Source organism: Pseudomonas sp. Pc102 (assembly GCF_018408275.1).
Taxonomy (GTDB): domain Bacteria; phylum Pseudomonadota; class Gammaproteobacteria; order Pseudomonadales; family Pseudomonadaceae; genus Metapseudomonas; species Metapseudomonas tohonis.
The window spans coordinates 745,038-769,700 of record NZ_AP021905.1; the positions used below are offsets into that span (position 1 = coordinate 745,038).

20 protein-coding genes and 1 riboswitch are annotated in these 24,663 nt (G+C 71.0%); of the genes, 7 read left to right on the forward strand and 13 right to left on the reverse strand.

Annotation, left to right across the window (positions count from 1 at the left end; translation table 11 throughout):
- Nucleotides 1-57: 57 nt before the first annotated feature.
- Nucleotides 58-1,392 (forward strand): hypothetical protein, encoded by a 1,335-nt coding sequence (locus tag PHLH3_RS03545; RefSeq protein ID WP_213628217.1) that lies wholly within the window; start codon nt 58-60, stop codon nt 1,390-1,392.
- Here PHLH3_RS03545 and PHLH3_RS03550 read toward each other — a convergent pair.
- From PHLH3_RS03550 to cobG, 8 genes are all read right to left on the reverse strand, one after another.
- Nucleotides 1,380-2,591: a PepSY domain-containing protein gene (locus tag PHLH3_RS03550; RefSeq protein ID WP_213628218.1), complete on the reverse strand. Its 1,212-nt coding sequence runs from the start codon at nt 2,589-2,591 to the stop codon at nt 1,380-1,382. The genes PHLH3_RS03545 and PHLH3_RS03550 overlap by 13 nt on opposite strands.
- 75 nt (nt 2,592-2,666) lie before the next feature.
- Nucleotides 2,667-5,075 (reverse strand): TonB-dependent siderophore receptor, encoded by a 2,409-nt coding sequence (locus PHLH3_RS03555; RefSeq protein WP_213628219.1) that lies wholly within the window; start codon nt 5,073-5,075, stop codon nt 2,667-2,669.
- Nucleotides 5,076-5,228: 153 nt separating this feature from the next.
- Nucleotides 5,229-6,212 carry a FecR family protein gene (locus tag PHLH3_RS03560; RefSeq protein WP_213628220.1) on the reverse strand — a complete coding sequence of 328 codons (984 nt, stop codon included), beginning with the start codon at nt 6,210-6,212 and terminating at the stop codon, nt 5,229-5,231.
- The gene (locus PHLH3_RS03565; RefSeq protein ID WP_213628221.1) at nt 6,209-6,709 is read right to left on the reverse strand and encodes a sigma-70 family RNA polymerase sigma factor; all 501 of its coding nucleotides are present in this window, start codon (nt 6,707-6,709) and stop codon (nt 6,209-6,211) included. The genes PHLH3_RS03560 and PHLH3_RS03565 overlap by 4 nt, the downstream gene beginning before the upstream one ends.
- Nucleotides 6,710-6,857: 148 nt before the next feature.
- Nucleotides 6,858-8,513, reverse strand: a complete 1,656-nt coding sequence (gene cobJ, locus PHLH3_RS03570) for a precorrin-3B C(17)-methyltransferase (protein WP_213628222.1) — start codon at nt 8,511-8,513, stop codon at nt 6,858-6,860.
- Nucleotides 8,513-9,274, reverse strand: a complete 762-nt coding sequence (locus PHLH3_RS03575; RefSeq protein ID WP_213628223.1) for a precorrin-2 C(20)-methyltransferase — start codon at nt 9,272-9,274, stop codon at nt 8,513-8,515. The genes cobJ and PHLH3_RS03575 overlap by 1 nt, the downstream gene beginning before the upstream one ends.
- Nucleotides 9,274-9,900, reverse strand: a complete 627-nt coding sequence (locus PHLH3_RS03580; RefSeq protein ID WP_213628224.1) for a precorrin-8X methylmutase — start codon at nt 9,898-9,900, stop codon at nt 9,274-9,276. The genes PHLH3_RS03575 and PHLH3_RS03580 overlap by 1 nt, the downstream gene beginning before the upstream one ends.
- Nucleotides 9,897-11,237 (reverse strand): precorrin-3B synthase, encoded by a 1,341-nt coding sequence (cobG, locus tag PHLH3_RS03585; protein WP_244862975.1) that lies wholly within the window; start codon nt 11,235-11,237, stop codon nt 9,897-9,899. The genes PHLH3_RS03580 and cobG overlap by 4 nt, the downstream gene beginning before the upstream one ends.
- A gap of 84 nt (nt 11,238-11,321) precedes the next feature.
- Nucleotides 11,322-11,512, reverse strand: a riboswitch (cobalamin riboswitch).
- A gap of 81 nt (nt 11,513-11,593) precedes the next feature.
- Here cobG and cbiE point away from each other — a divergent pair.
- The 5 genes from cbiE (at nt 11,594) to PHLH3_RS03610 (ending at nt 15,567) form a co-directional block, all read left to right on the forward strand.
- Nucleotides 11,594-12,799: a precorrin-6y C5,15-methyltransferase (decarboxylating) subunit CbiE gene (gene cbiE, locus PHLH3_RS03590; RefSeq protein ID WP_213628226.1), complete on the forward strand. Its 1,206-nt coding sequence runs from the start codon at nt 11,594-11,596 to the stop codon at nt 12,797-12,799.
- A 59-nt stretch (nt 12,800-12,858) separates the two neighbouring features.
- A complete protein-coding gene (locus tag PHLH3_RS03595) occupies nt 12,859-13,956 on the forward strand; it encodes a cobalt-precorrin-5B (C(1))-methyltransferase (protein ID WP_213628227.1) in 1,098 nt (365 codons plus the stop codon).
- A complete protein-coding gene (locus tag PHLH3_RS03600; RefSeq protein WP_213628228.1) occupies nt 13,953-14,684 on the forward strand; it encodes a cobalt-precorrin-6A reductase in 732 nt (243 codons plus the stop codon). The genes PHLH3_RS03595 and PHLH3_RS03600 overlap by 4 nt, the downstream gene beginning before the upstream one ends.
- Nucleotides 14,681-15,397, forward strand: a complete 717-nt coding sequence (locus PHLH3_RS03605; RefSeq protein ID WP_213628229.1) for a (2Fe-2S) ferredoxin domain-containing protein — start codon at nt 14,681-14,683, stop codon at nt 15,395-15,397. Before PHLH3_RS03600 ends, PHLH3_RS03605 begins: the two co-directional genes overlap by 4 nt.
- Before the next feature lie 62 nt (nt 15,398-15,459).
- A complete protein-coding gene (locus PHLH3_RS03610; RefSeq protein ID WP_213628230.1) occupies nt 15,460-15,567 on the forward strand; it encodes a type II toxin-antitoxin system CcdA family antitoxin in 108 nt (35 codons plus the stop codon).
- On the opposite strand, the gene PHLH3_RS03615 is transcribed toward PHLH3_RS03610, so the two are convergent.
- From PHLH3_RS03615 to PHLH3_RS03630, 4 genes are all read right to left on the reverse strand, one after another.
- Nucleotides 15,568-16,710, reverse strand: a complete 1,143-nt coding sequence (locus PHLH3_RS03615; RefSeq protein WP_213628231.1) for an MFS transporter — start codon at nt 16,708-16,710, stop codon at nt 15,568-15,570.
- A gap of 120 nt (nt 16,711-16,830) precedes the next feature.
- Nucleotides 16,831-17,211, reverse strand: a complete 381-nt coding sequence (locus PHLH3_RS03620; RefSeq protein ID WP_197970209.1) for a hypothetical protein — start codon at nt 17,209-17,211, stop codon at nt 16,831-16,833.
- A 197-nt stretch (nt 17,212-17,408) separates the two neighbouring features.
- Nucleotides 17,409-18,041: a VWA domain-containing protein gene (locus PHLH3_RS03625; protein WP_213628232.1), complete on the reverse strand. Its 633-nt coding sequence runs from the start codon at nt 18,039-18,041 to the stop codon at nt 17,409-17,411.
- Between the two features lie 20 nt (nt 18,042-18,061).
- A complete protein-coding gene (locus PHLH3_RS03630) occupies nt 18,062-19,060 on the reverse strand; it encodes an AAA family ATPase (RefSeq protein ID WP_213628233.1) in 999 nt (332 codons plus the stop codon).
- A 522-nt stretch (nt 19,061-19,582) separates the two neighbouring features.
- Between PHLH3_RS03630 and PHLH3_RS03635 the strand changes: the two genes are divergently transcribed.
- Nucleotides 19,583-20,671 (forward strand): 3-deoxy-7-phosphoheptulonate synthase, encoded by a 1,089-nt coding sequence (locus PHLH3_RS03635; protein ID WP_213628234.1) that lies wholly within the window; start codon nt 19,583-19,585, stop codon nt 20,669-20,671.
- Nucleotides 20,672-20,906: 235 nt separating this feature from the next.
- Here the strand turns inward: PHLH3_RS03635 and cobN are convergent, their stop codons facing one another.
- The gene (gene cobN, locus PHLH3_RS03640; protein ID WP_213628235.1) at nt 20,907-24,641 is read right to left on the reverse strand and encodes a cobaltochelatase subunit CobN; all 3,735 of its coding nucleotides are present in this window, start codon (nt 24,639-24,641) and stop codon (nt 20,907-20,909) included.
- Nucleotides 24,642-24,663 lie beyond the last annotated feature (22 nt).

Below are 24,663 nucleotides of genomic sequence, written 5' to 3' on the forward strand. Positions count from 1 at the left end.
CAAACCGCCTCTATAGGCTTGCCCACCATTCCATCGACCGTCCTCCCGGAACCCACCATGAAACTCAACGGAATGACCGCCATTCTGCTTTTGGCCGGCCTGCCCCTGTGCAGCATCGCCAGCCCCTACCAGACCCTCGCCCGTGACGCGGAAAGCAGTGCCCGCTGGGGTTTGCTCGGCAGTGCCGCCGAGCAGTACCGCGCCATCCTCGCCGACCCGAGCCTGAGCGCCAGCCACCCCCGCGCGCGCCTGGCCCTGGCCAAGGTCTATGCCGACGCCCTCGACTACCCGGCCGCCAAGGCCGAACTGGCGCGGCTCAAGCAGGACGCCCCCGACTCCGCGGAGGCCAAGGAAGGCGCCAAGCTGGCCAAGCGCATCGCCAAGAAGCTCAAGGCCCACACCTTCGGCGGCCGCGTCGCCGTGGCCCGGGTGCATGACACCGACACCGCCAACGCCAGCGCCGGCATGACCCAGGACCCCTCGTTCGATGACGAGGACGACGAAGACGAGGACATGGACGACATGGCCTTCGAGGACGACGATGGCCTCGACGACCTGCTCGACGACATCGACCTGGACGAGGACGACCTGGCCGACGACGGCGAGGAAGACGACGACACCGCGCCCACCCCGGTCGCCAAGCCCAAGTCCACCGTCCACGACAACCGCTGGCAGGCCGCCGGCAGCCTGCGCTACGGCTACGGCTTCGACGACCGTGGCAGCCGCTGGAACCTCGGCGCCAACATCGCCCAGGCCCGCCAGGACGACCGCGACGAACTCAACCGGCAGACCTGGGCGGTCTCCACCGGCCCCACCTTCGTCATCCCGGCCTGGCGCCTGAAGATCAACGCCGCCGTCACCTACCTGCAGCTCTACAAGGACCACCGGTACGACCTCTCCAGCACCATCTGGTCCCTGGGCGCCAGCCACAAGCTGAACCGCGTGCTGGAGCTGTACACCCGCTACAACTACGAGAACCGTGGCCTGGAAAACGACAGCCCGCTGGACATCGACGTCGACACCTTCAAGGTCGGAACCCGCTTCAAGCCCACCGGCAAGGACAGCTTCGACCTCAGCTACTCGCCCAAGGTGGAAGACAACGACAAGCGCAACAAGGACAAGGAGCAGCAAGGCTGGAAGATCAGCTACGCCCGCAAGCTGCCCTGGGACAGCTTCGCCAGCGTCGCCTACAGCCGTCGTCACACCGACTTCCAGCACGACCCCTCCGGCAAGGAAGAGGACGAGACCAAGCACGTCGTCACCCTCGGTCACAAGCTCACCAAGGACCTGGTGATGACCGTCAGCTACGAGCACAAGGACAAGGACTCCAACCTGCCCGGTCGTGACAAGAACAACGAAAGCACGGCCCTCGGCCTGAGCTACAAATTCTGACCGAAAGCGGCTCGCCGCCCCTCGCGGGCGCGGGCCGCACTGGCGCGCCGGGCCTGCCGCTTGCGCCACCAGATGACCACGCCGGTGACGCTCAGCCCGGCGATGGCCAGCCCCAGCAGCGCGATCACGATGCGCCCCGGCAACCCCGCGATGCGCCCACCGTGGATGGGTGCCTGCAGCCGGTAGAAGCGTTCACCCGGCGTGCCGCGCCCGGCGACCTCCGCGCCGATCAGGCGGCCGTCGGTTCCATCGAAGAACAGCCAGGACTTGTCCAGCGGGTTGGCGTCGTGACCGCCGAACCCCGCCCCGAAGAAGTTGTACTCGACGCTGTAGTACAGCTCGCCGATGCCCCCCTCGATGCCCTGCCGCGCGCCTTCCGCCTGCGCCAGCCGGTACACCTGCTGGTAGTCCAGGCGCGTCTCCCCCAGTGCCTCGCGGGGCATCTGGCTGCGCTGCTGGTAGGTGCTCGGCGGCGCCTCGGAGAACAGCGACACCACCGGCTTGAACACCGGCTCCGGCAGGTTCATCGCCACGCTGCTCACCGCCACCGGCAGGAGCAGCAGCCATAGCCAGAGCCCGCCGGCGCGGTGCAGGTCGAGGTCGCGCCGGTAGCGTCCGGCACCGCGCTTCAGCGTCCAGGCCGTCCACCATTTCTTCAGGAAGGGCCGCCCACGGGGCAGGGTCAGCCAGGCGCCGGCGAAGCAGTCGATGACCCAGAGGATCGCCACCAGCCCCATCAGGATCAGCCCCCAGTTGCCCGGCAGCGCCAGGGTGTAGTGGAACTCCAGCAGGAAGGGGATGACGTTCTGCGCCTGCAGGCAGCACGCCCCCCACTGGCGCATGCCCAGCTCGGCGCCGCTCACCGGGTCCAGGTAGATCACCCGGTGGTGCAGGTCGTAGGGCGCGCCGGTGGCCGGGTCGGTACGGGGCGCCGCCGCCATCAGCGCCGAGTGGCCGGCTTCGTCCGGCACCTCCATGTACCAGACCTGCAGGCGCGGCTCGGCGCCCTCGATGCGCTGCACCAGCTCGCCCGGCGACAGCAGCGGCCCCTGCGCGGGCGCGTGGTAGAAGGCCGGGTTCAGCCATTCGTCGATCTCGTGCTGGAAGGCCAGCACGCTGCCGGTGAGCCCGGCGAGGGCGAGGAACAGCGCGGTGGCCAGGCCGAGGTAGCGGTGCAGCAGGACGATAACGGGGCGCATGGGCGCTTTCCTGTGGATAAGTCTGTCACGCACATGAACGGGGCCGCCCCGGTGGCGGGCCCGTCCAGGCGCCGGTCAGAACTGGTAGCTGAGGGTGGCGGTGACGTTGCGTTGCTCGCCGAAGTAGCAGAAATCCAGGCTGTAGCAGGAGGCGATGTAGTCCTCGTCCAGCAGGTTGTTGGCGTTCAGGCTGATGTCCATGCCCGCCAGCCCCACCTTGCCCAGGTCATAGCCGACCAGCGCGTCGATCAGGGTGTAGGAGGGCACGTGCAGGGTGTTGGCCCTGTCCGCCCAGCTCTGGCCGACGTAGCGCGCGCCGAAGCCGGTGCGCAGGCCGTCCAGGGCGCCGGCGTCGAAGCCGTACTCGCCCCAGATGGACGCCATGTGGCGCGGCGCCTGGTTCGGCGTGTTGCCCTGGGTGCCGTCCAGCGACCTGGAGTAGGTGATGTCGGTGAAGGTGTAGCTGGCCAGCACCTTGAGGTTCTGGGTCACCTGGGTGTTGGCCTCCAGCTCCAGGCCTTGGGAGCGCACTTCGCCCACCGGGGTGTACCAGTCCTGCTGCGGCAGCTTGGAGGCGACGTTCTGCTGGACGATATGGAACAGCGAGGCGGTGTACAGGCTGTCGCTGCCCACCGGCTGGAACTTCACCCCGGCCTCCCATTGCTTGCCCTCGGTGGGCTCCAGTGGCTTGCCGGCCTGGTCCGAATAGGCGTTGGGGTTGAAGGATTCGGAATAGCTGAGGTACGGCGCCACGCCGTTGTCGAACAGGTACAGCGCGCCGAGGCGCCCGGTGAACTTGCTGCGGCGCTCGTCCGACTTGCTGCCGGCGCTCAGGTTCTTGTCCGAGACCTCGACCCAGTCCTCGCGCAGGCCGATGGAGAAGCGCCACTGGCCGAGGTCGACCAGGTCCTGCAGGTAGAGGCCGGTCTGCTCCAGGCGGCGGTCGTGCTCCGTCTGGCCGTAGCCCACCAGGGCATCGTTGCCGTACACCGGGTTGAAGGCATCGATCGGTGCGAGGGCGGCGGAGCCCCAGGTCACGTCGGTCTTGCGCTTCTGGTAGTCCAGGCCCATCAGCAGCGTATGGCGCAGGGCGCCGGTGTCGAATTCGGCCTGGACCATGTTGTCGACGATGTAGGCCTTCAGGTCCTCGGTGGCATCGGTGTAGTAGCGGTTCAGCTCGGTGGGCGAGGCCCAGCCGTAGGCGTACGCCTGCTGCATGCTCACGTCGGAACTGAGGTAGCGGAAGCTCTGCCGCGCGGTCCACACCTCATCGAAGCGGTGCTCCAACTGGTAGCCGAACATGCGCTGGGTGCGGTCGAAGGCTTCCAGGCCCGGTTCGCCGTCGAAGAAGTCGCGGCCGATGCGCTGGCCGCCACGCTGGTACAGGGTGCCCTCGGCCGGTACGCCGCCGTGGTAGCCGCCGTTCGGGTCGTGTTGCAGGTAGCTCTGCAGGGTCAGGCTGGTGTCTTCGCTGAAGTCGATGGACAGGGTCGGCGCGATGGCATAGCGCTCCTCCTTGATGTGCTCGTACTGGGTGTCGGAGCCCTCGCCCAGGCCCACCAGGCGATAGGCGATGCGCTTGTCCTCGTCCAGCGGGCCGCTGAAATCGAAGCCCATGCCCCTCTGGCCCATGTTGCCCACGCTGGCCTGCACCTGGTGGTAGTCCTCGTAGAGCGGCTTCTTGCTGGTCAGCGCCACCAGGCCGCCCGGCAGGCTGCGGCCGTAGAGCACCGAGGACGGCCCCTTGAGCACGTCGATGCGTTCGAGGAAGTACGGGTCCACCTGCAGCGAGCTGTAGGTGCCGCTGTCGCCCATGGTCTTCAGGCCGTCCAGGAAGACGTTGTCCACGCTGTTGTCGGCGAAGCCGCGCATCACGATGTAGTCGTAGCGGTTCGAGGCGCCCACCTGGCCGGTGAAGATGCCGGGCGTGTAGCGCACCGCCTGCTGCACGCTCTTGGAGCCCTGGTCGTCGATCTGCTCGCGGGTCACCACCGAGACGGTCTGCGAGGTTTCCAGCAGCGCCTTGCTGGTCTTGGTGGCGATCTGGCTGTGAGTGGCCAGGTAGCCCTCCTCGCTGCCCAGCGCGTTGCCCAGGGCGAACACCTGGGTCGAGGGCACCTCCAGCGCGCCCTGGGTCTTCACCTCACGCAGCACGTAGCTGCCATCGCCCAGGTTCTCGGCCTGCAACGGCGTGTCGCCGAGCAGGCGGCCCAGCGCGCCGTCCACCGACCAGGCGCCGTTCAAGCCCGGGGATCGCAGGCCACGGGTCTGCTCCGGGGTGGCGGAGAGGTTGATCCCGGCTTCGCGGGCGAAGCGGTTGAGCACCTCGTCCAGCGGCCCGGCGGGGATCGCATAGCTGCGGCTGGCGGCGCTCGTGGCTTCCTCGGCGAAGGCCGGCGCGCCCAGCAGCGGGGCGGCCAGTGCGGCGGAGAGCAGGGCGCCGCGAACGGCAAGAGCGAGACGGGAGGCGCGAGGTGCGGTCATGAAGGCTTCCGTGAAAGGCAAAGGTTAATGGGATTCATTCCCCTTGCCGGACGTTGCGGAAAAACCCGCCAAAAAAGTTTCGAGCCCCTCGGCGCGCCTGCCACCTGTAGGGGCGAATTCATTCGCCCGCTTTTTGCACCAGGCTGCTTGCAGTCAAACCCTGGCCTGCACCGTCACCCACCAGCGCGTGCGGTAGTGCACCTCCACCGGCAGCGTGCGGGTCAGCAGTTCCAGCAGCTTGTCGGTGTCGTCCAGGCGGTACACGCCGGAGAGGCGCAGGTCGGCGATGGCCTCGCTGCAGGCCAGGCGGCCGTTGCGGTAGCGCGAGACCTCGGCGAGGAAGTCGGCCAGGCGCATGCCTCGGGTGACGATCAACCCGTCGGCCCAGGCGGCCGCGTCCATGTCCGGCGCCTCCAGCGCTCGGGCGGCGTATTCGCCGACTTCGAAGCGCTGGCCGGCACCGGCCACCGCAGCGCCGGTGCCGGCCAGCGGGGCGATGCTCACCGTGCCCTCGGCGACGCTCAGGCGGGTGGCGGCCTGCTCCTGGCGCACCACGAAGCGGCCGCCCAGGGTCTCGAACAGGCCGTGGCGGGTGCGCACGCGCAGGGGGCGCGGGACGCCCGTCGTGGCGTCATGGCTGCCGTCGACGAGGATCTCGCCACGCTCCAGGAGCACCAGGCGCTGGTGCTGGTCGAAGCGCAGGTCCACCGCGCTGTCGGTGTTCAGGTGCAGGCGCGTGCCGTCGGCCAGCGCCACGCGGCGGCGCTCGCCGACGGCGGTGCCGTAGTCGGCGGTCAGGTGCGTCCAGGGCGTCAGGTCGCGGGCCAGCCACAGGGCGGAACCGCTGACCATGGCCGCCGACAGCAGCTTCAGGGCCTGGCGCCGACGCAGGCGCTGCGTCGAGGTTTCCAGGGTCTGCATCACCGTGCCGGCGCCGGGCACCGCTTTCAGCGTGCTGGAGAGCTCATCGTCCAATACCTGCACGCGCTGCCAGGCCTGCTCGTGGTCCTGGTGGGCGGCACGCCAGTGGTCGCAGGCGCGCTGCAGCTCGGCATCGCCCGCGGCGGAACGCAGGCGCACCAGCCAGTGGATGGCCTGGCGCACCACCTGTGCATCGGCCTGGCGTGACGCGCTCATTCGGCGAACCGCAGCTGGTAGCAGTGGAACAGGGCATCGGCGACATGGCGTTCCACCGAGCGCAGGGAAATGCCCATGCGCTCGGCCACCTGGGCGTGGGTCAGGCCCTCGCACCGGGCCAGCAGGAAGGCGGTGCGCACGTTCGGCTTCAGGCCATCGAGCAGGCGCGCGATGTTCTCCAGCAGCTCGAGGATCAGCTCGCGCTCCTCCAGGCTCGGCGTCGCCGCTTCGGGCAGCAGGGCGAGGGACTCCCTGTAGGCGCGCTCCAGCTCCTCGCGGCGCCAGTGGTCGATCACCAGCCCCCGCGCGATGGTGCGCAGGAAGGCGCGCGGGGTGGCGATCTCCAGCTGCTCGCGGCGGGCGAGCAGGCGCAGGAAGGTGTCCTGGGCCAGGTCGGCGGCATCGGCGGCGTTGCCGAGGCGGCCGCGCAGCCAGTTCTTCAGCCAGCCGTGATGGTCGCTGTAGAGGCGTTGCACGCTGAGGTGGGAGGGCGGCATGGGGTCACCGAAGAATCGGTAGTAAATGAAAATTAGTCGCATTTTCTTGATGCGCGCGGGGATTTGCAACGTCGGCGTGCAGGAAAGGGGCGGCCGGTCATGCCGAACCGCACGTCCCCGTCGGCCCCTGCCAGGCGCGGGTGTCGCCTCAGCGATACCAGCGCGGCGTGTACACCCAGTCCTGGCCGTCGGGGCGGGGAATGCGCCGGGTGAGGGACGAGCCGATGATCACCAGGGTGCGCATGTCCACCTGCTCCGGGCGCAGTTCGCCGAGGCTGGTGAGGGTCAGCGCTTCTGCCGGGCGACCGATGTCACGGCCCAGCACGACCACGGTTTCCGGGCGGCGATGGCGCGCGACGATTTCCAGGGCGCGCGCCAGCTGCCAGGGGCGTGCCCTGGAGATGGGGTTGTAGAAGGCCATGGCCAGGTCGGCGGCGCCGGCGTGGTCCAGGCGCTGCTCGATCACCTCCCAGGGCTTGAGGTTGTCCGAGAGCGAGATCAGGCAGAAATCGTGGCCCAGGGGGGCGCCGGCCTTGGCGGCGGTGGCCAGGGCGGCGGAGACCCCGGGGAACACCTGCAGCTCCACCTGCAGCCAGCGCGGGTCACGGTTGTCGTCCAGGGCTTCGAGCACGGCGGCGGCCATGGCGAAGACGCCCGGGTCGCCCGAGGACACCACCACCACCCGGCGGCCGCTGGCGGCCAGCTCGAAGGCGTGGCGGGCGCGTTGCAGTTCCTCGCGGTTGTCGGTGCAGTGCAGCACCTGCTCCGGGCGGAAGGGCCCGGCCATGCGGATGTAGGTTTCGTAGCCCAGCAGGTCCTCGGCCTCGTCCAGGGCGCGGCGGGTGGCCGGGACCATGAACTCGGCGGCGCCCGGGCCCAGGCCCACCACCGTCAGGCGGCCACGGCGCCGGCCGATGCGCTCCACCTCCAGCGGCTGCGCGGCGCGGTACAGGCGGATGCCCGAGAGGTGCTGGTGCAGGGGCGGCAGCGCCGTCTCGTCGACCAGGAAGCGCAGCGGCACGCCGAGTTCGTCGGCGCAGCTGGCCAGCGCGGCATCGGTCATGCGTGCGGGGGCGGCCAGCAGGCAGGCGAGGGCGCCACTGGCCAGCCCGGCGGTCGCCAGGGCCTGGCGCACGCCGGCTGCATCCGCATCACCGTCGATGCGCGCGGCCACCACGCGGGGGTGGATCAGCAGCTCGTCGCGGGCCTCCACGCGTTGCTCGGCGGTGACATGGATGACCCGCCGGGCCTGTTCCGCCAGGGGCAGGTTGGCCGCCTCCAGCCAGGGCGCCTCGCCCTCGACGCGGACGGACTCGCCGCCCAGCAGGTCGGAGACGAAGCGCTTGCCCTGCTCGATATCGGCCAGGGCATAGCCCGCTGGCGGTTCCAGCAGGCAGGTGCCGAAGCGCAGTTCGCCGCTGGTGGTGATGGCCGGGGCCACTTCCAGCTGCGCGGCGATCTCGCGGGCCATGCGGTTGACCCCGCCGAGCCCGCCCAGCAGCGGCACCACGGCGCTGCCGTCCTCGGCCACCGCCAGCACCGGCGGCTCGGCGCCCTTGCTGGCCAGCTGCGCGGCGAGGCCGCGGATGAGGATGCCGGCCGCGCACAGGGCGATGATCGGCCTGTCGTCGCGGTAGAGCCCGCGCAAGGTCTCGCCGAACTCGGCGTAGGTCGCGTCGGCACCCTCGACGCGCCCGGCCAGGCCGAGCACGCGTGCCTGTGGATAAAGCGCCTGGATGCGCCGGGCGACGGGCAGGCCGCCGCTGCCGAGCAGCAGGATGGCCGGGGCCTTGCGTGGGTCCATCAGCCTCTCCACTTCTGGCCGGGGACCAGGATCATCGAGAAGTAGGGCGAGGCCATCGGGTCCACCTCATGCAGCGGCAGGATGCGCTGGTTGCTCATGGTGGCGCGCTCCACGTAATGGGCGCGGCCGTCCAGGCCCAGTTCGCCGAGCACCCGGCGCACCTTGTCGAAGTTGCGCCCGAGCTTCATCACCACCGCCGCCTCGGCGTCCGCCAGGCGCGTCTTCAGTTCATCCTCCGGCAGCACGCCGGAGAGCACCGACAGGCTCTGGTTGCGGTACACCAGCGGCAGGCCGAGCACCGCGGCGCTGCCCAGCATGGAGCACACGCCCGGCACCACCTCGGCTTCGTAGCGCCCGGCCAGGCGGTCGTGCAGGTACATGTAGGAGCCGTAGAAGAACGGGTCGCCCTCGCAGATCACCGCCACGTCGCGCCCGGCCTCCAGGTGCTGGGCCACCTGCTCGGCGGCGGTGTCGTAGAAGTCGCTGATCACATCCTCGTAGGACAGCGGCGGCTCCAGCTTCTCGGTGGTCACCGGGTAGACCAGCGGCATGCGCTGCTGCGACTCCACCAGGTGCTGCTCGATGATGCCGAAGGCATTGCCGCCCTGGCCCAGGTTGGCCTTCGCCTTGGCCACGAAGTAGCCGACCACCGGGGCCGACTGCAGCAGGCGCAAGGCCTTGAGGGTGATCAGCTCGGGGTCGCCGGGGCCGACACCCAGGCCGATCAGGCGGCCCTTGCCGGCGCGTTCCTGTGCACCCATCACTCCACCTCCGTGGCCAGGGCGTTGATCGCCGCTGCGGCCATCGCGCTACCGCCACGGCGCCCGCGCACGATCACGTAGGGCACGCCACGGCTGTCGGCGGCGAGCATGTCCTTGGATTCCGCCGCGCCGACGAAGCCCACCGGGAAGCCGAGGATCAGCGCCGGCTTCGGCGCGCCGGCGTCGAGCATCTCCAGCAGGTAGAACAGCGCGGTGGGGGCGTTGCCGATCACCACCACGCTGCCTTCCAGGCGTTCCCGCCAGTGTTCCAGGGCCACCGCCGAGCGGGTGTTGCCCAGCGTGCGGGCGAGCTCCGGCACGCCGGCATCGTTGAGGGTGCAGATCACCTCGTTGTTCGCCGGCAGGCGCGCACGGGTCACGCCCTCGGCCACCATGCGCGCGTCGCAGAGGATCGGTGCGCCGGCGGCGATGGCCGCGCGGCCGGCGGCACCGGCGCCGGGGGAGAAGCGCAGGTCCTGCACCACGTCGACCATGCCGCAGGCGTGGATCACGCGCACGGCGAGCTTCTCCAGGTCCGGCGGGATGGCGGAGAGGTCCGCCTCGGCGCGGATGATGGAGAAGGAATGGCGATAGATCTCCTGACCATCGCGGATGTAATCGATCATTCGGTGGAGCTCCAGCTGTCAGGCGCGGCGGCCAGCCAGGCGGCCGCCGCGTGTATGTCCAGGTCGCGCGCCAGCGGGCGGCCGAAGCCACCGGCGCCGTCGTCGCGTCGATAGAGGTCGTAGTGGCCGTCGCCCGTGGCCAGCAGGGTCAGCGGCGCCACATGGGCGGCGGCGCAGGAGCGCGGGCAGCCGCACAGGTGCACCCGCGCGCCGTCGGGCAGTGTGGCGGCGAGGGTCAGGGCGTCGGCCTTGGTGTCGGCCAGGCCCTTGGCGCAGCCGGCCGACCCGGTGCAGGCCTGGAGGCGCGCCAGTGGCGCGTCGGCCTCGGTGCACAGGCCCAGGGCGGCGAGCCCGGCCAGCAGCGGGGCGGTTTCCCGTTCCGGCACGTTGGGCAGCAGCACGGATTGCCAGGGCGTCATGTGCAGGTTGCCGTCGCCGTGGCGCCGGGCCAGTTCGGTGAGGGCCAGCAACTGGCCGGCCTGCAGGCGCCCCAGAGGCGGGAGTGCGCCGACCAGCCACAGCCCAGCCTGCGCCTGCGGCAGCACGCCGATGGGGCGCAGGTCGGTGGCGGCGCGGCGCCAGCCACCGGCGTCCTGCAGGGGGAAGGGCAGGCGCTGGCGCAGCTCGGCCAGCAGCTGATCGGCGCCGAGGCTGCCGAGCAGGTCGCGCATGCGCGCCTGCTGCGGCGCGGCCCGTTCGAGGAAGAGCTCGAGCAGCGCTTCCACCAGGGCCGGCACCCGGGCGCCGGGCACCGCCGCCAGGGCGGGTGCGTCGCTGGCCTCGCGGGGCGGACAGCCGGCCAGGCCGAAGGCGAACAGGCCGTCCTTGCCGGGCTCCATGGCGGCCAGCCAGATGTCGTTGGGGTGGTCGAGCATCGCCAGGGCCTCGCCGCCGTCCAGCAGCAGGGCGAACTTGGGCGAGAGCACATGGAAGCGCGGGTTGTCCTCCAGCAGGGCCAACAGGCGCGTGGCCAGCGGGCGGACGTCCTGCAGCGCGCTCGGGTCGAGCCCGGCGGCGGGGCTGACCATCAGGTTGCGCACATCGTCAGCACCCGGCGTCGCGGCGCCCAGGCCGATGGCCAGCAGCTCGGCGATCAGCGCCTGTTCGCGGCCCGGATGCACGCCACGGATCTGCAGGTTGGCGCGGTTGGTGGCCTCCAGCACGCCGCCGGAATACCCGTGGGCGGCCAGCGCCAGGGCCTCGGCGGCACCGGCTTGCAGACGGCCGCAGGGCAGCTTGATGCGGCAGATGCCGCCGTCCTTCGCCGGGACGATGCGCAGCAGCCCCGGGCAGGCCGAGGGGCGGACGGATGGAGCGCTGGAGGGAGCGTGGTTCACCGTGGTCACCGGGTCAGTTGCCGCGGCGACCGTGTCCCCCCGCAAGGGAACCCTGGCACCGAGACACCCCGCTCGATGCGTGCACACGCGACTGGTGTCACCGGCAGGTCTCCTGGCTGGCAGGTCGGTATCCGTCGCGGCCTTCCCGGTTTCCCAGTGGCACGGATCGCGAGGACTCGCTGCATACAGTTGCGGGGGCAGCCACGGCTTTGACCGTGTTCCCTCTTAGGCCGGGCGCAGTGGGCGCTCCGGCAACCGGTGAAGGGCGCTATTATGCCCGCTTTGCGCGGCTGTGGGATGCGGCTGGTTGTCGGATGCCCAATGGACGCGGCACGGTCGGATACGAGGAAAACTGCATGCAGCCCTGGCTGACGCTGGTGGGGATAGGCGAGGACGGCTACGCCGGCCTGGGCAAGGCCGCGCGCCATGCCCTGCTGGCCGCCGAGGAGGTGGTGGGCGCGCCGCGCCAGCTGGAATTGCTGCCCCGCTGCATCCGCGCCCGGCGCAGCGCCTGGCCCAGCCCCTTCTCCCTGGAGCCGTTGCTGCGGCGTCGTGGCGCGCCGGTGTGCGTGCTGGCCAGCGGCGACCCGATGCTGTTCGGCGTGGGGGCCAGCCTTGCGCGGCAGCTGCCCGCCGAGGAGCTGCGCGTACTGCCGGCCCCCTCGTCCGCCTCCCTCGCCGCCGCGCGCCTGGGCTGGCCGTTGCAGGACGCCACGCTGGTCTCCCTGGTGGCGCGTCCGTTGGCGGCGCTCAACCTGCATCTGCATGACGGCGCCCGCCTGTTGGTGCTGAGCAACGACGGCGACAGCCCCGCCGCCATCGCTGCGCTGCTGGACGAGCGGGGCTTCGGGCCCAGCGCCATGACCGTGCTGGAACACCTGGGCGGCCTGGCTGAACGGCGCATCGACGGCATCGCCGGCGAATGGTCCGCCACCCGGGTCGCGGCCCTCAACCTGGTCGCCATCGACTGCCGTGCCGGCGAGCAGGCCCGCCACCTGCCGCTGACCTGCGGCCTGCCGGACGACGCCTACCGCCACGACGGCCAACTGACCAAGCGCGACGTGCGCGCCATCACCCTCGCGCGCCTGGCGCCGCAACCGGGGCAACTGCTCTGGGACGTGGGCGCCGGCAGCGGCTCCATCGGCATCGAATGGATGCGTGCCCACCCGGGCTGCCGCGCCATCGCCGTCGAGGCCGACGAAGGCCGCCAGGTGCATATCCGCCACAACCGCGACGCCCTCGGCGTGCCCGGCCTGCAACTGGTGGCCGGCCAGGCCCCCGCCGCACTCGATGGCCTGCCCGCGCCCGATGCGGTGTTCATCGGCGGCGGCGTCACCGAGCCCGGCGTGCTGGAGCAGTGCTGGAGCCGGCTCAAGCCCGGCGGCCGCCTGGTGGCCAACGCCGTGACCCTGCAGAGCGAGGCGGTGCTGGTGGCCTTCCGCGACGCCCATGGTGGCGAGCTGACCCGCATCGCCATCGCCCAGGCCCAGCCCCTGGGTGGCTTCGACACCTGGCGCTCGGCATTGCCCATCACCCTCCTCGAGGTGGTGAAGCATGCGTAGCTGGGTGCCGAGCGCAGCGGGGCCCAGCGCTGCCGAGCCTTGCCCTGTGCGAGCCCGCCATGCGTGACGAAACCCCCGAGCAACCCGCGCCCCTGCGCAGCGGCTACACCACCGGCAGCTGCGCCACCGCCACCAGCCTGGCAGCGGCGCGCCTGCTGCTGGGCGGGGTGGCGAGCGACGCGGTGGAGATCGTCCTGCCCAAGGGCCAGCAGGTGCTGATGCGCCTGGAGTTCTGCCGCTCGATCGACGGCGGCGCCGAGGCCGGCACGCTCAAGGATGCCGGCGACGACCCGGACGTGACCCACGGTGCGCTGATCTACGCCCAGGTGCGCCTGGCCGACGAGCCCGGGGTGCGCTTCCACGCCGGCCCCGGCGTCGGCACCGTGACCAGGCCGGGCCTGACCCTGGCGGTGGGCGAGCCGGCGATCAACCCGGTGCCGCGGCAGATGATGACCGAGCACCTCACCCAACTCGCGCTGGAGCACGGCCACTCCGGTGGCTTCGAAGTCACCGTCTGCGTGCAGGGCGGCGCCGAGCTGGCGCTGAAGACCATGAACCCGCGCCTGGGCATCCTCGGTGGCCTGTCGATCCTCGGCACCACGGGTATCGTCCGGCCCTTCTCCTGCGCGGCCTACATTGCCTCCATCCACCAGGGCATCGACGTCGCCCGCGCCAACGGCTTCACCCACCTGGCCGCCTGCACCGGCAATGCCAGCGAGGACGCCATGCGCCGGCGCTACGGCTTCGACGACACCGCCCTGATCGAGATGGGCGACTTCGCCGGCGCCGTGCTCAAGCACCTGCGCAAGGCACCGGTGGAAAGACTCAGCCTGTGCGGCGGCTTCGGCAAGATCAGCAAGCTGGCCGCCGGGCACATGGACCTGCACAGCCGCAGCTCCAGCATCGACCTGCCCCTGCTCGCCGAATGGGCCGCCGGCCTGGGCGCCGATGCCGACCTGCAGGACGCCATGCGCGGCACCAACACCAGCCAGCAGGCGCTGGCGCTGGCGCATGCCGCCGGGGTGCCCCTGGGCGATGCGGTCTGCGCCCGCGCCCTGGCCTTCGCCCGCCGCACCGTGCCGGCCGGCGTGGTCCTGGAAGTCTTCGCCATCGATCGCCAGGGCAACCTGGTCGGCCAGGCGCTGGAGCGACCATGACGCGCATCCTCCTGCTGGGCGGCGTCACCGAGGCCCTGGCCCTGGCCCGGCGCCTCGGCCCCGAGCACGTCTACAGCCTCGCCGGCCTCGGCAAGGTGCCGGCCGACCTTGACTGCCAGGTACGCGTCGGCGGCTACGGCGGTGCCGAAGGGCTGGCGCGCTACATCGACGAAGCCGGTATCGGCCTGCTGCTCGACGCCACCCACCCCTATGCCGCGCAGATCAGCCACAACGCCGCCCGCGCTGCCGGGCTCGCCGGCATTCCCTGCTGGGCCCTGCGTCGCCCCGGCTGGTGCGCCGGCCCCGGTGACGACTGGCGCGAAGTCGCCGGCTGGGCCGAGCTGGTCGAGACCCTGGGCGCCTTCCGCCGGCCCTTCTTCACCCTGGGTCGCGAACCCCTGGAGCACCTCGGCGAGATTCCTGCCCACCAGCACTGGACCGTGCGCTGCCTGCAGGGGCACGCGCCGGGCGAGCGTTTCGAGGTCATCGGCTCTCGCGGGCCGTTCGACCTGGACGAGGAGCGTGCGCTGTTCGATCGCCTCGGCACCGATGTGCTTGTCAGCAAGAACAGCGGCAGCCAGTCCACCGAGCCCAAGCTGCAGGTCGCCCGCGAACGCGGCCTGCCGGTGCTGGTCCTCAAGCGCCCCGAACTGCCTCCTGTCACCCGCGAATTCGACTCGGTGGACGGCCTCTGGCAGGCCCTCGCCCCTCAACTGGAAACACCATGACCCCCACTGCCTATGCCCGCGTCCTGTTCGCCGGGCCCGACCTCGGCGAAGGCGCCTTCGCCGAGCTGTTCCGCCGCCAGTTGGCCGCCCTGCGCGGTGAAGCGGCGCTCGCCGATATCGTCGACACCGGCGCCGGCTTCGATGCGCTGACACGCGCCGTGCAGGCCAGCCCGCGCCCGCTGCTGGTGATCGACCTCGACCCGCAGTCGGGCCCGCAGCACCTCGACTGGCTGCGCGACGAGCTGGGCCGCCTCGACGCGCCCGGGGAACTCTTTGTCGCCAGCCTGCTGGGCCAGTACGACAGCGACCCGGCCGGCGCCGCCTGTGCCCTCGTCGAGCGCCACGAGCTGCATCTCGCCTGCGTCGGCGTGCCGGAACTGCCGGCCAGCCACGCCTGGTCCTGCATCCCGCCCCATGCCCGCCGCCTGCTGCTGTGCAACGGCCCTCGCTGCACCCGCCGTGGTGCGCTGCCGCTGTGGAAGAAACTGCGGGAAACCCTCAAGGCCGCCGGCAAGCTGGAGTGCGAGGGCGGCGTGCACATCACCCGCACCCAGTGCCAGTTCCCCTGCGACCTCGGCCCCACCGCCAGCCTCTACCCGGAAGGCGAGTGGTACCGCATCCGCGACGAGGCGGAGGTGCTGCGCTGGGTGCAGGAGCGGATAGTCGAAGAGCGGGCGGTGCCGGAGTTGCTGACCGGCCCCGCGGCTTTGTGATGGAGAGCGATGAAACGTGATGACAGCGTGAAGGTGTCCGGAGCAGGGCCGATACGACTCGAATGAGCAGGGCACAAGCCCGGCTTCCGGCCAACCGTGAAGCCATCGCAACCTACAACCGGCACGTGGACGAACGCGGCGTGTTCAGCGATGGCGTGCGCCGCTTCTGATCACCGTGTGAAACGCCCCGCCGTCAGCGGCGCCGAGAGCATCAGCAGCCCCAGCAGCGCGAATGCAGTCACCAGCCCCAGGCCCTGGGCGACGAAGCCCACCAGCGCCGGCCCCGCGAGCACGCCGGCGTAGCCGATGGTGGTCAGGGCGGCGACGGCGAGATTGGCCGGCATGGCCGTCTGCCGGCCCGCAGCGGTGAACAGCACCGGCACGACATTGGCCGCGCCCAGCCCCACCAGCGGGAATCCCGGCAGGGCCAGCAGCGGGTGGGGGGCCAGCAGCAGAAGCGCGAAGCCTGCGGTGGCCAGGAGGCCGCCCCCCACCAGGATGCGCCGCTCGCCCAGGCGGGCGATCAGCTTGTCGCCGCTCAGGCGGCCCACCAGCATCGCCAGGGAGAACAGCGCATAGCCGAGACCGGCGCGCGCCGGGTCGAAGCCGCGCTCCTCCACCAGCAGGATGGCGCCCCAGTCGAGCATCGCGCCTTCGGCGAGGAACATCGCGAACGCCAGCGCCCCGAGCAGCAGGACGATGCCCCGGGGCCGCACGAAGAAGGCGCCACCACCCCCGGAGCGAGTACGCAGCAGGCGGGGCGCCGCGAGCACCAGGCCCAGCACGACGATCGCCACGGCCACCAGGATCGCCGGCAGGGGCGCGAGGCCGGCCGCCAGCAGGGCGGTCATGCCCAGGGAACCGGCGAAGCCACCGACGCTGAACATGCCGTGGAAGCCGGACATCAGCGGCACCGGTGCGTCACGCGTCACCTCCACGGCGTGCACGCTCATCGCCACGTCCATGGCGCCAAGGGACGCGCCGAACAAGGCCAGGGCGAACGCCAGCAGCGGGCCCGAATCGGCCACCGCCAGCAGCGGCATGGCGCAGCACAGGCCGATGCCGCCGGCCAGGATCACCGGGCGGCTGCCGATCCGGCCCGCCAGCCCGCCGGCCAGCGGCATCGACAGCATCGACCCCGCGCCCAGGCACAGCAGCAACAGGCCCAGTACCGCCTCCTCGATGCCCAGGCGGGCCTTGGCGTAAGGCACCAGCGGCGCCCAGCAGGCCATGCCGAAACCGGAAACGAAGAACGCCAGGCGCGTGGCGAGGCGGGTGGCTGGGCTGTCGGCGCAGGGTACGGCTTGGTTCATCGGGCATTCCGGGAAGAAAAGGGGCGGACCTTAACACGTGCCCGGAGCGGGCGACGTTCGACCATCTGGTTGATGGACGATCCAGGGCGCGGGGGGTTCAGGGGATGTGAGGGAAGGCGTTCAATCCCGGAGGATGACGGGAGCCTCCCAGGCCAGGACGCTCAGGCATCTGTCAACGCCCGAGACCAGGTACTCCTTAAGTGCTCGGTCGCCGCTCAGAAAGCCCGGGCGCAGCCGCTCCTGATCGAACCAGCCGCCGGCGGTGATCGCGTGCAGCCAGCCATCGGAACAATGCGGCCAGAACTCCAGGAGGTCGCCTTCGTCCAGTAGCCGGAAGCCCTCCACGGCCGGGATGCGGACTCGTATCTCCGTGGATGTGCCCGGCGCTTGCAGTTGCAGTGTCAGGGTGTCGAGGTCGTAATCGAGGTGCAGCAATTCCATTCGTGATTCGCCGGCCAACCGGGTGGCGGTCACCATTCTCAACTGCCCGCTGACGCTCATGCTCATTCCTTGCTGTTGTGCCTTCCAGATGGATGACGGTTTTGGGTGGCGCTCGAGTGCGCCTGTAACTCCGCCCGGTGGACCGGTGAAGCGGGGTCCACCCTACAGGGCTGCGTGTTACACCGGGTTGCCCGCTGCGTAGGGTGGACATCGCTCTTCATGTCCACCAAGCGGGACCGATCCCGAGCGCATCCGGCTCAGTCCGACAGCGCCCGGTATTCCGCATCCAGTTCCGCTGCCAATTGGCGGGCGCGGCCGAGGCGGACGGGGCCGCCTTCGATGTCCACCAGCAGCGTGTCGCAACCCAGTGGCTCCAGGGCGGGCCAGTCCTTGAGGCGGCCGTCGGTGAGGATCAGCACGCGCTGGTGCTCCGAGGGCTTCTGTCGCTGGCGACGCCGCAACCAGTCACGGGCCTGGTGCAGGGCCTCGACCAGCGGGGTGCCGCCGCCGGCGCCGAGGCCATCGAGCCATTGCTGCAGCGACGCCGAGGCCTTGCTGCCCTGCCACAGCCAGCGGGGTTCGCGGCCGGTGGCGTGGAGCACGGCGAGGCGCGCGCGCTGGCGGTAGGCGGCCTCGAACAGCCCGGCCAGCAGGCCCTTGGCGCGGGACAGGGCGCCATGGCGGCGGGTGGACGCGGAGGCATCCACCAGCACCAGCCAGAGCGGGTCGTGTTGCTGGCTGCGGGGGCGGCGCACCAGGTCCCTGGCCTTGCGCGGGCGGCCGCGCAGCAGGGTGGGGAGCCACTGGATGGCGCCGTCGCGGCCGCTGCGGTTCGCGCCGCTGCGACCGTTGGCGAGTTCTCCCGGGCCTGGTCTGGCATCCGCGCCCATGACCCGGCGCGGGCGGATGCTCAGGGCTTTTTTGGCCAGCCCGGCAACTCGCGTCGGGAGTCGGTGGGCACCGGCTGGGCGGGCAGCTCGCCCCACTGGCCTTCGCCTGCGGATGCCTGGGGTTGCGCGCCACTGGGGGACGCCTGCGGGGGCTGTGTGGAGGAGGACGCCTGGGTTCGACGATGGGCCAGGGCGAAGTGTTCGACGGCGTCGATATCGATGTCCGCGATGGCCGTCGCGCCACGCCAGGCGGCATGGGCGCGAGCCGCGCGCAGCCACACCAGGTCGGCGCGCAGGCCGTCGACACCGGCGTCGAAGCAACGCTGGGCGATCGCGTCCAGGGCACCGTCATCGAGGGGAATGGCGGGAAGGCGCTCGCGGGCGTCCTGGCAACGACGGGCGAGGGCCTGCTGCTCGCCGCTCCACTGGGCGACGAAGCCCTGCGGATCGGCGTCGAAGGCCAGGCGGCGACGCAGGATCTCCGCGCGTTCGGCCGGTTGCGGCTGGCCGCCGAGGCTGACCTTGAGGCCGAAGCGGTCCAGCAGTTGCGGGCGCAGCTCGCCTTCCTCGGGGTTCATGGTGCCGATCAGTACGAAGCGCGCGGCGTGGCGGTGGGAGAGGCCGTCGCGCTCCACCAGGTTGACCCCGCTGGCGGCGACGTCCAGCAGCAGGTCCACCAGGTGGTCCGGCAACAGGTTCACCTCGTCGACGTAGAGCACGCCGCCGTGGGCCTTGGCCAGCACGCCGGGGGAGAACTGCGCACGGCCCTCGCCCAGGGCGGCATCGAGGTCGAGAGTGCCGACGATGCGCTCCTCGCTGGCGCCCAGCGGCAGGGTGACGAAGATGCCTTGCGGCAGCAGGTCGGCGATGCCCCGGGCCAGGGTGGACTTGGCCATGCCGCGCGGGCCTTCGATCAGCACGCCGCCGATGGCGGGATCGATGGCGGCCAGGTACAGCGCGAGCTTCAGCTCGTCGGCGGCGACCACGGCGCTCAAGGGGAAGTGGGGAAGCTCGGACATGACGGGTTCCTGAAAACGCATCGCGGCATGGTAGCGAAAGGCCGAACGCGCCGATAGAAATCAGTGATTGAACGGCGGCCGGCGATGCAGTAATTTGGCCGGCATTCGCTTTGGAGATCGTCATGCCGCACCTCGCTTCCACTCCGCTCACCGCTTGCCAGGCCCAAGGCCCGGCACGTGCGCGCGTGGCTGCTGCGGCCAGCTATTTCTACGGGTATTGGTTTAGCCACGGGCTGGCCTGATACCTGATCAGGCGGCCCACTCCAGCAGGGTCGCCCACCAAAGCTCCACGAAACCCCCGGTCGGCAACCCGACCGGGGGTTTTTGTTTTTCCAGGGTCCACAAGACCGAACGCACGTAATCCGAGGATCGCACCATGATCAGCTACCGCACCTACGCCACCTATTACCGCAACTCCGACTGGCGATTTAGCCGCTTCGCCGCCGCACTCACACCCCTGAATCGAACACCCAGTTAGAGCGCCGCGCGCGGACCGAACCGCGCCGGCCGAGGATGCCCGTCATGAATTCCGTTTCCGTATCGCCCATCGCCGCCCAGCCCCTCCATGCCCTGCCGCTGGAGACCCTGGCGTCCCCCTCGCGCAGCACCCAGCCGCTGCCCACCCCCGCCGAACTGCGCCAGCGCCTGCCGCTGCACGACGCCCTGGCCCGCCAGGTCCGCGCCCAGCGCGATGCCGTGCGCGCGGTGCTCGATGGCGACGACCCGCGCCTGCTGGTGGTGGTCGGCCCCTGTTCCATCCACGACCCCGAATCCGCCCTGGACTACGCCCGCCGCCTCGCCGCGCTGGCGCCGCAGGTGAGCGACCAGCTGCTGCTGGTGATGCGCGCCTACGTCGAGAAGCCGCGCACCACGGTGGGCTGGAAAGGGCTGGTCTACGACCCGCACCTGGATGGCAGCGGCGACATGGCGGCCGGCCTGGCGCTCAGCCGCCGGCTGATGCTGCAGATGATCGAGCTGGGCCTGCCGGTGGCCACCGAGCTGCTGCAACCCCTGGCCGCCGGCTACTTCGACGACCTGCTGGGCTGGGCCGCCATCGGTGCGCGCACCAGCGAGTCGCAGGTACACCGTGAACTGGTCAGCGGCCTCGACCTGCCGGTGGGCTTCAAGAACGGCACCGACGGCAGCCTCGGCATCGCCACCGACGCGATGCGCTCGGCGGCCCACGCGCACCAGCATTTCGGCATCGACGACCTGGGCCGCCCGGCGCTGGTGCAGACCGCCGGCAATGCGGATACGCACCTGGTGCTGCGTGGCGGCCACCAGGGCCCGAACCATGACGCGGCCAGCGTCGCGGCCGCCCGTGCGGGGCTGGAGAGGCTCGGCATCGCGCCGCGCATCATGGTCGATTGCAGCCACGCCAACAGCGGCAAGGACCCGCTGCGCCAGCCGGCGGTGCTGGCGGAGGTGATCGACCAGCGCCTGGCCGGCCAGGACGCCTTGCGCGGCGTGATGATCGAGAGCCACCTGTTCGACGGTGCCCAGTCGCTGTCGTGCGAGCTGCGCTACGGGGTGTCCATCACCGACGGTTGCCTGGGCTGGGACGGCACCGAGCGCATCCTGCGGGAGGCGGCGGCGCGGTTGCGCGGGTGATCATCGGCGGGCGGGGTGTTGCCCCGCTGGTTCGAGCGTAGGGTGGGTGAAACCCGCGTGTGCCAGGTGCGATCGGCATCGCGAATGAATTCGCTCCCACGGGGGAGACTTCGTGCCGGGGTTGTTCGCGAGCAGAGCTCGCTCCTACAGGAGAGCCGGGGGCGCTTTTGTGGGAGCGGATTCATCCGCGAAGGCGGCGGGGCGTAGTTGAAATACCCCACACGCACGTCGGGGGCTACTGCTCCTCGATATCCAGCAGCAGGTTCTCGATGGCCTCGCGGTGGTCGCCGGGGTGTTCCCAGAGGCCGCGTTGCTGGGCTTCGACCAGGCGCTCGGCGATGTCGCGCAGGGCCTCCGGGTTGTGCTGCCGGATGAAGTCGCGGGTGTCGGCGTCCAGCAGGTAGGCGTCGGCCAGCAACCGGTACTGGTGGTCGTCGACCAGCTCGCTGGTGGCGTCGAAGGCGAACAGGTAGTCCACCGTGGCGGCCAGTTCGAAGGCGCCCTTGTAGCCGTGGCGCTTCATGCCGGCGATCCACTTGGGATTGGCGGCGCGCGAGCGCACCACGCGGCCCAGCTCTTCCTTCAGCGAGCGGATGCGCGGCAGGTCCGGCTGGCTGTGGTCGCCGTGGTAGCTGGCGACCCTGTCGCCGCGCAGGGTTTCGGCGGCGGCGAGCATGCCGCCCTGGAACTGGTAGTAGTCGTTGGAGTCGAGGATGTCGTGCTCGCGGTTGTCCTGGTTCTGCAGCACCGCCTGCAATCGCTCCAGGCGCTGGGCGAAGCGGGCTCGCGCGGGCGTGCCGGCATCCTGCGCGCCGTAGGCGTAGCCGCCCCAGTTCAGGTACACCTCGGCCAGTTCGGCGCGGTCCTGCCACTGGCGCTCCTCGATGGCACCCTGCACGCCGGCACCGTAGGCACCGGGCTGGGCGCCGAAGATGCGCCAGCCGGCCTGCAGCCGGGCATCGTCCGTCCCCAGCCCCTCGGCGGCCAGGCGGGCGCTTTCCAGCCTCACCCGGGCGGCCAGGGGGTTCATGTCCTCCGGCTCGTCCAGCTCGGCGACCGCCTGCACGGCGGCGTCGAACAGGCGGATGAGGTTGGCGAAGGCGTCGCGGAAGAAGCCCGATACCCGCAGCGTCACGTCCACCCGGGGACGGTCGAGCAGGGACAGCGGCAGGATCTCGAAGTCTTCCACGCGCTGGCTGCCGGCCTGCCACACCGGGCGCACGCCCATCAGCGCCAGGGCCTGGGCGATGTCGTCGCCACCGGTGCGCATGGTGGCGGTGCCCCAGACGGAAAGGCCGAGCTGGCGCAGGTGGTCGCCGTGATCCTGCAGGTGGCGCTCCAGCAGCAGGCTGGCGGACTGGAAGCCCAGGCGCCAGGCGGTGGGCGTGGGCAGGTTGCGCACGTCCAGGGTGAAGAAGTTGCGCCCGGTGGGCAGGGTGTCGAGGCGCCCGCGACTGGGTGCGCCGCTGGGGCCGGGCAGCACGAAGCGGCCTTCCAGGGCGGCCAGCACGCCGCCGATCTCGGCGGGACCGCAGGCATCCAGGGTCGGGGCGACCACCTGGCGCAGGCTGTGGATGACCAGGTCGCTGGCGGGGCCCACCGACGGGTGATCGGTCGCCCGGATCATCGCCAGGGCCAGCAGCTCCAGGCGCTCGCGGGTGTCGCCATTGCTGCGCCAGGGATCGATGCTGACCGCTTCCAGCATTGCCGGGCGCGGGCCTTCCCAGGGCTCGGCCCAGTTGCAGTCCAGCGGGTCGCGCCCCAGCTCGAGGTCGGCGGCGAGCGCACGCAGCAGGCTGGCGTTGGCGCCCCTGCCATCGCCCCGGGGGATGCGCACCAGGGACAGCAGGGTGTCGTCGCGCAGGCTGCCGGCGGGGGATTCGCCGAACACGTGGAGGCCATCGCGGATCTGCGATTCCTTGAGGTCGCAGAGGTAGGCGTCCAGTTGCGGCAGCCAGCTTTCCGGGTCGTCGCTGATGACGAGGTTCAGCTCGCGGTCCAGTGCGGTGGCCTTCACCAGTTCCAGGATCTCGCCCCGAAGCTGCACGGCGCGGCGGGGGTCCAGCAGGGAGGCGTCGTAGTACTCGTCGGCCAGGCGTTCGAGGTCGCGCAGTGGGCCGTAGTTCTCGGCGCGGGTCAGCGGCGGCATCAGGTGGTCGATGATCACCGCCTGGGCGCGGCGCTTGGCCTGGGCGCCTTCGCCGGGGTCGTTGACGATGAAGGGGTAGATGTTCGGCAGCGGGCCCATGACCGCGTCCGGCCAGCATTCGGCGCAAAGGCCGACGCCCTTGCCCGGCAGCCATTCGAGGTTGCCGTGCTTGCCGACGTGCACCAGCGCGTCGGCGCCGAACACCTCGCGCAGCCAGAAATAGAAGGCCAGGTAGCCGTGGGGCGGCACCAGCGCCGCATCGTGGTAGATGGCGGCCGGGTCCAGCTGGTAGCCGCGCGCCGGCTGGATGCCGACGAAGGCGAGGCCGAAGCGCAGGCCGGCGATCATCATGCGCCCTGAGCGGAACATCGGGTCCTGCTGCGGTTCGCCCCAGCGCTCGCGCACGGCCCGCTGGTTGGCTTCGGGCAGGCGCGCGAAGCAGGCGAGGTAGTCGTCCAGCGCCAGGCTCTGGGCGCAGGGGCGCGCGTCGAGGCTGTCGAGGTCGTTGCTGACGCCGCCCAGCAGGCTGTGGATAAGTGCCGTGCCGTTCTCCGGCAGGCCGGCCAGCGGGTACCCCTCGGCTTCCAGGGTACGGAGGATGTTCAGCGCGGCGGCCGGGGTGTCCAGGCCCACGCCATTGCCGATGCGGCCGTCGCGGGTGGGGTAGTTGGCGAGGATCAGTGCCACGCGCTTGTCGGCGTTGGCCTTGCGCGCCAGCAGCAGCCAGCGGCGCGCCAGCTCGGCAACGAAGTCCATGCGTTCGAGGTGGGGCAGGTAGCAGACCACGTCGCTCTGACTGCGCTCGCTGCGCCAGGCCAGGCCCTTGAAGCTGATGGGGCGGGTGATGATGCGCCCGTCGAGCTCCGGCAAGGCGATATGCATGGCCAGGTCGCGCGGGCCGAGGCCTTGCGGGTTCTCTTCCCAGAGCAGCTGGTTATCCAGCGAGCAGATGGCCTGCAGCACCGGCACGTCGCGGCGGAAGGGGCGCTGGCCGGGCGTGTCGGGGTTGGACTGGGCGAAGCCGGTGGTGTTGATGATCAGCTCGGCATCGACGGCGTCCAGCCAGTCCTCGACCACGGCCAGGCACTCGGCTTCCTTGAGGCTGGCCACCGCGATGGGTAGCGGGTTGATGCCGACGGCGGCCAGGCGCTCGCAGAAGGCGTCGATGAAGGCGGTGTTCGCCGCCTGCAGATGGGTGCGGTAGAACAGCAGTGCCACCACCGGCTGGCCGTCCCGCCAGTCGGCGCGCCACTGCTCGAGGCGGGCGGGGCGCTGGCGCGGGTGGTGCACCGCGACCCGGGGCAGGGCGCTGGGCGCCTGCCAGGGGTAGTCGCGCCCCAGGCAGCGGCTGGCCAGGCAGGCGAACAGTTGCCGGGCGTTGTCCAGGCCGCCCTGGCGCAGGTACTGCCAGTAGCGCTCGGCGTCCTCCGTCGGGACCGTGCACAGGCGGGCCAGCTCCGGGTCGGGACGGTCGTCGCCGGGCACCAGGATCAGCTGCGTGCCGCGCTCGGCCAGGGCCACCAGTTGCTCGATGCCGTAGCGCCAGTAGCCGACGCCGCCGTGCACGGAGATGAGGATGACCCTGGCGTGCTGCAGCACCTCGTCGACGTAAAGGTCCACCGAGGCGTGGTTCTGCAGCTGCATGGGGTTGGCCAGGCGCAGGCTGGGGTAGTCCTGCGGCAGCTCGCGGGCGGCCTCGGCCAGCAGCGCCAGGTGCGAATCACCGCTGCAGAGGATCACCAGTTCGGCGGGCGTTTGGGCCAGGTGGGCGATGCCGTCGTCGGGGACGAAGCCGCCGGGCTGGGTGCGCAACAGGTGCATGGCTCGGACCTTGGCAGGGGGG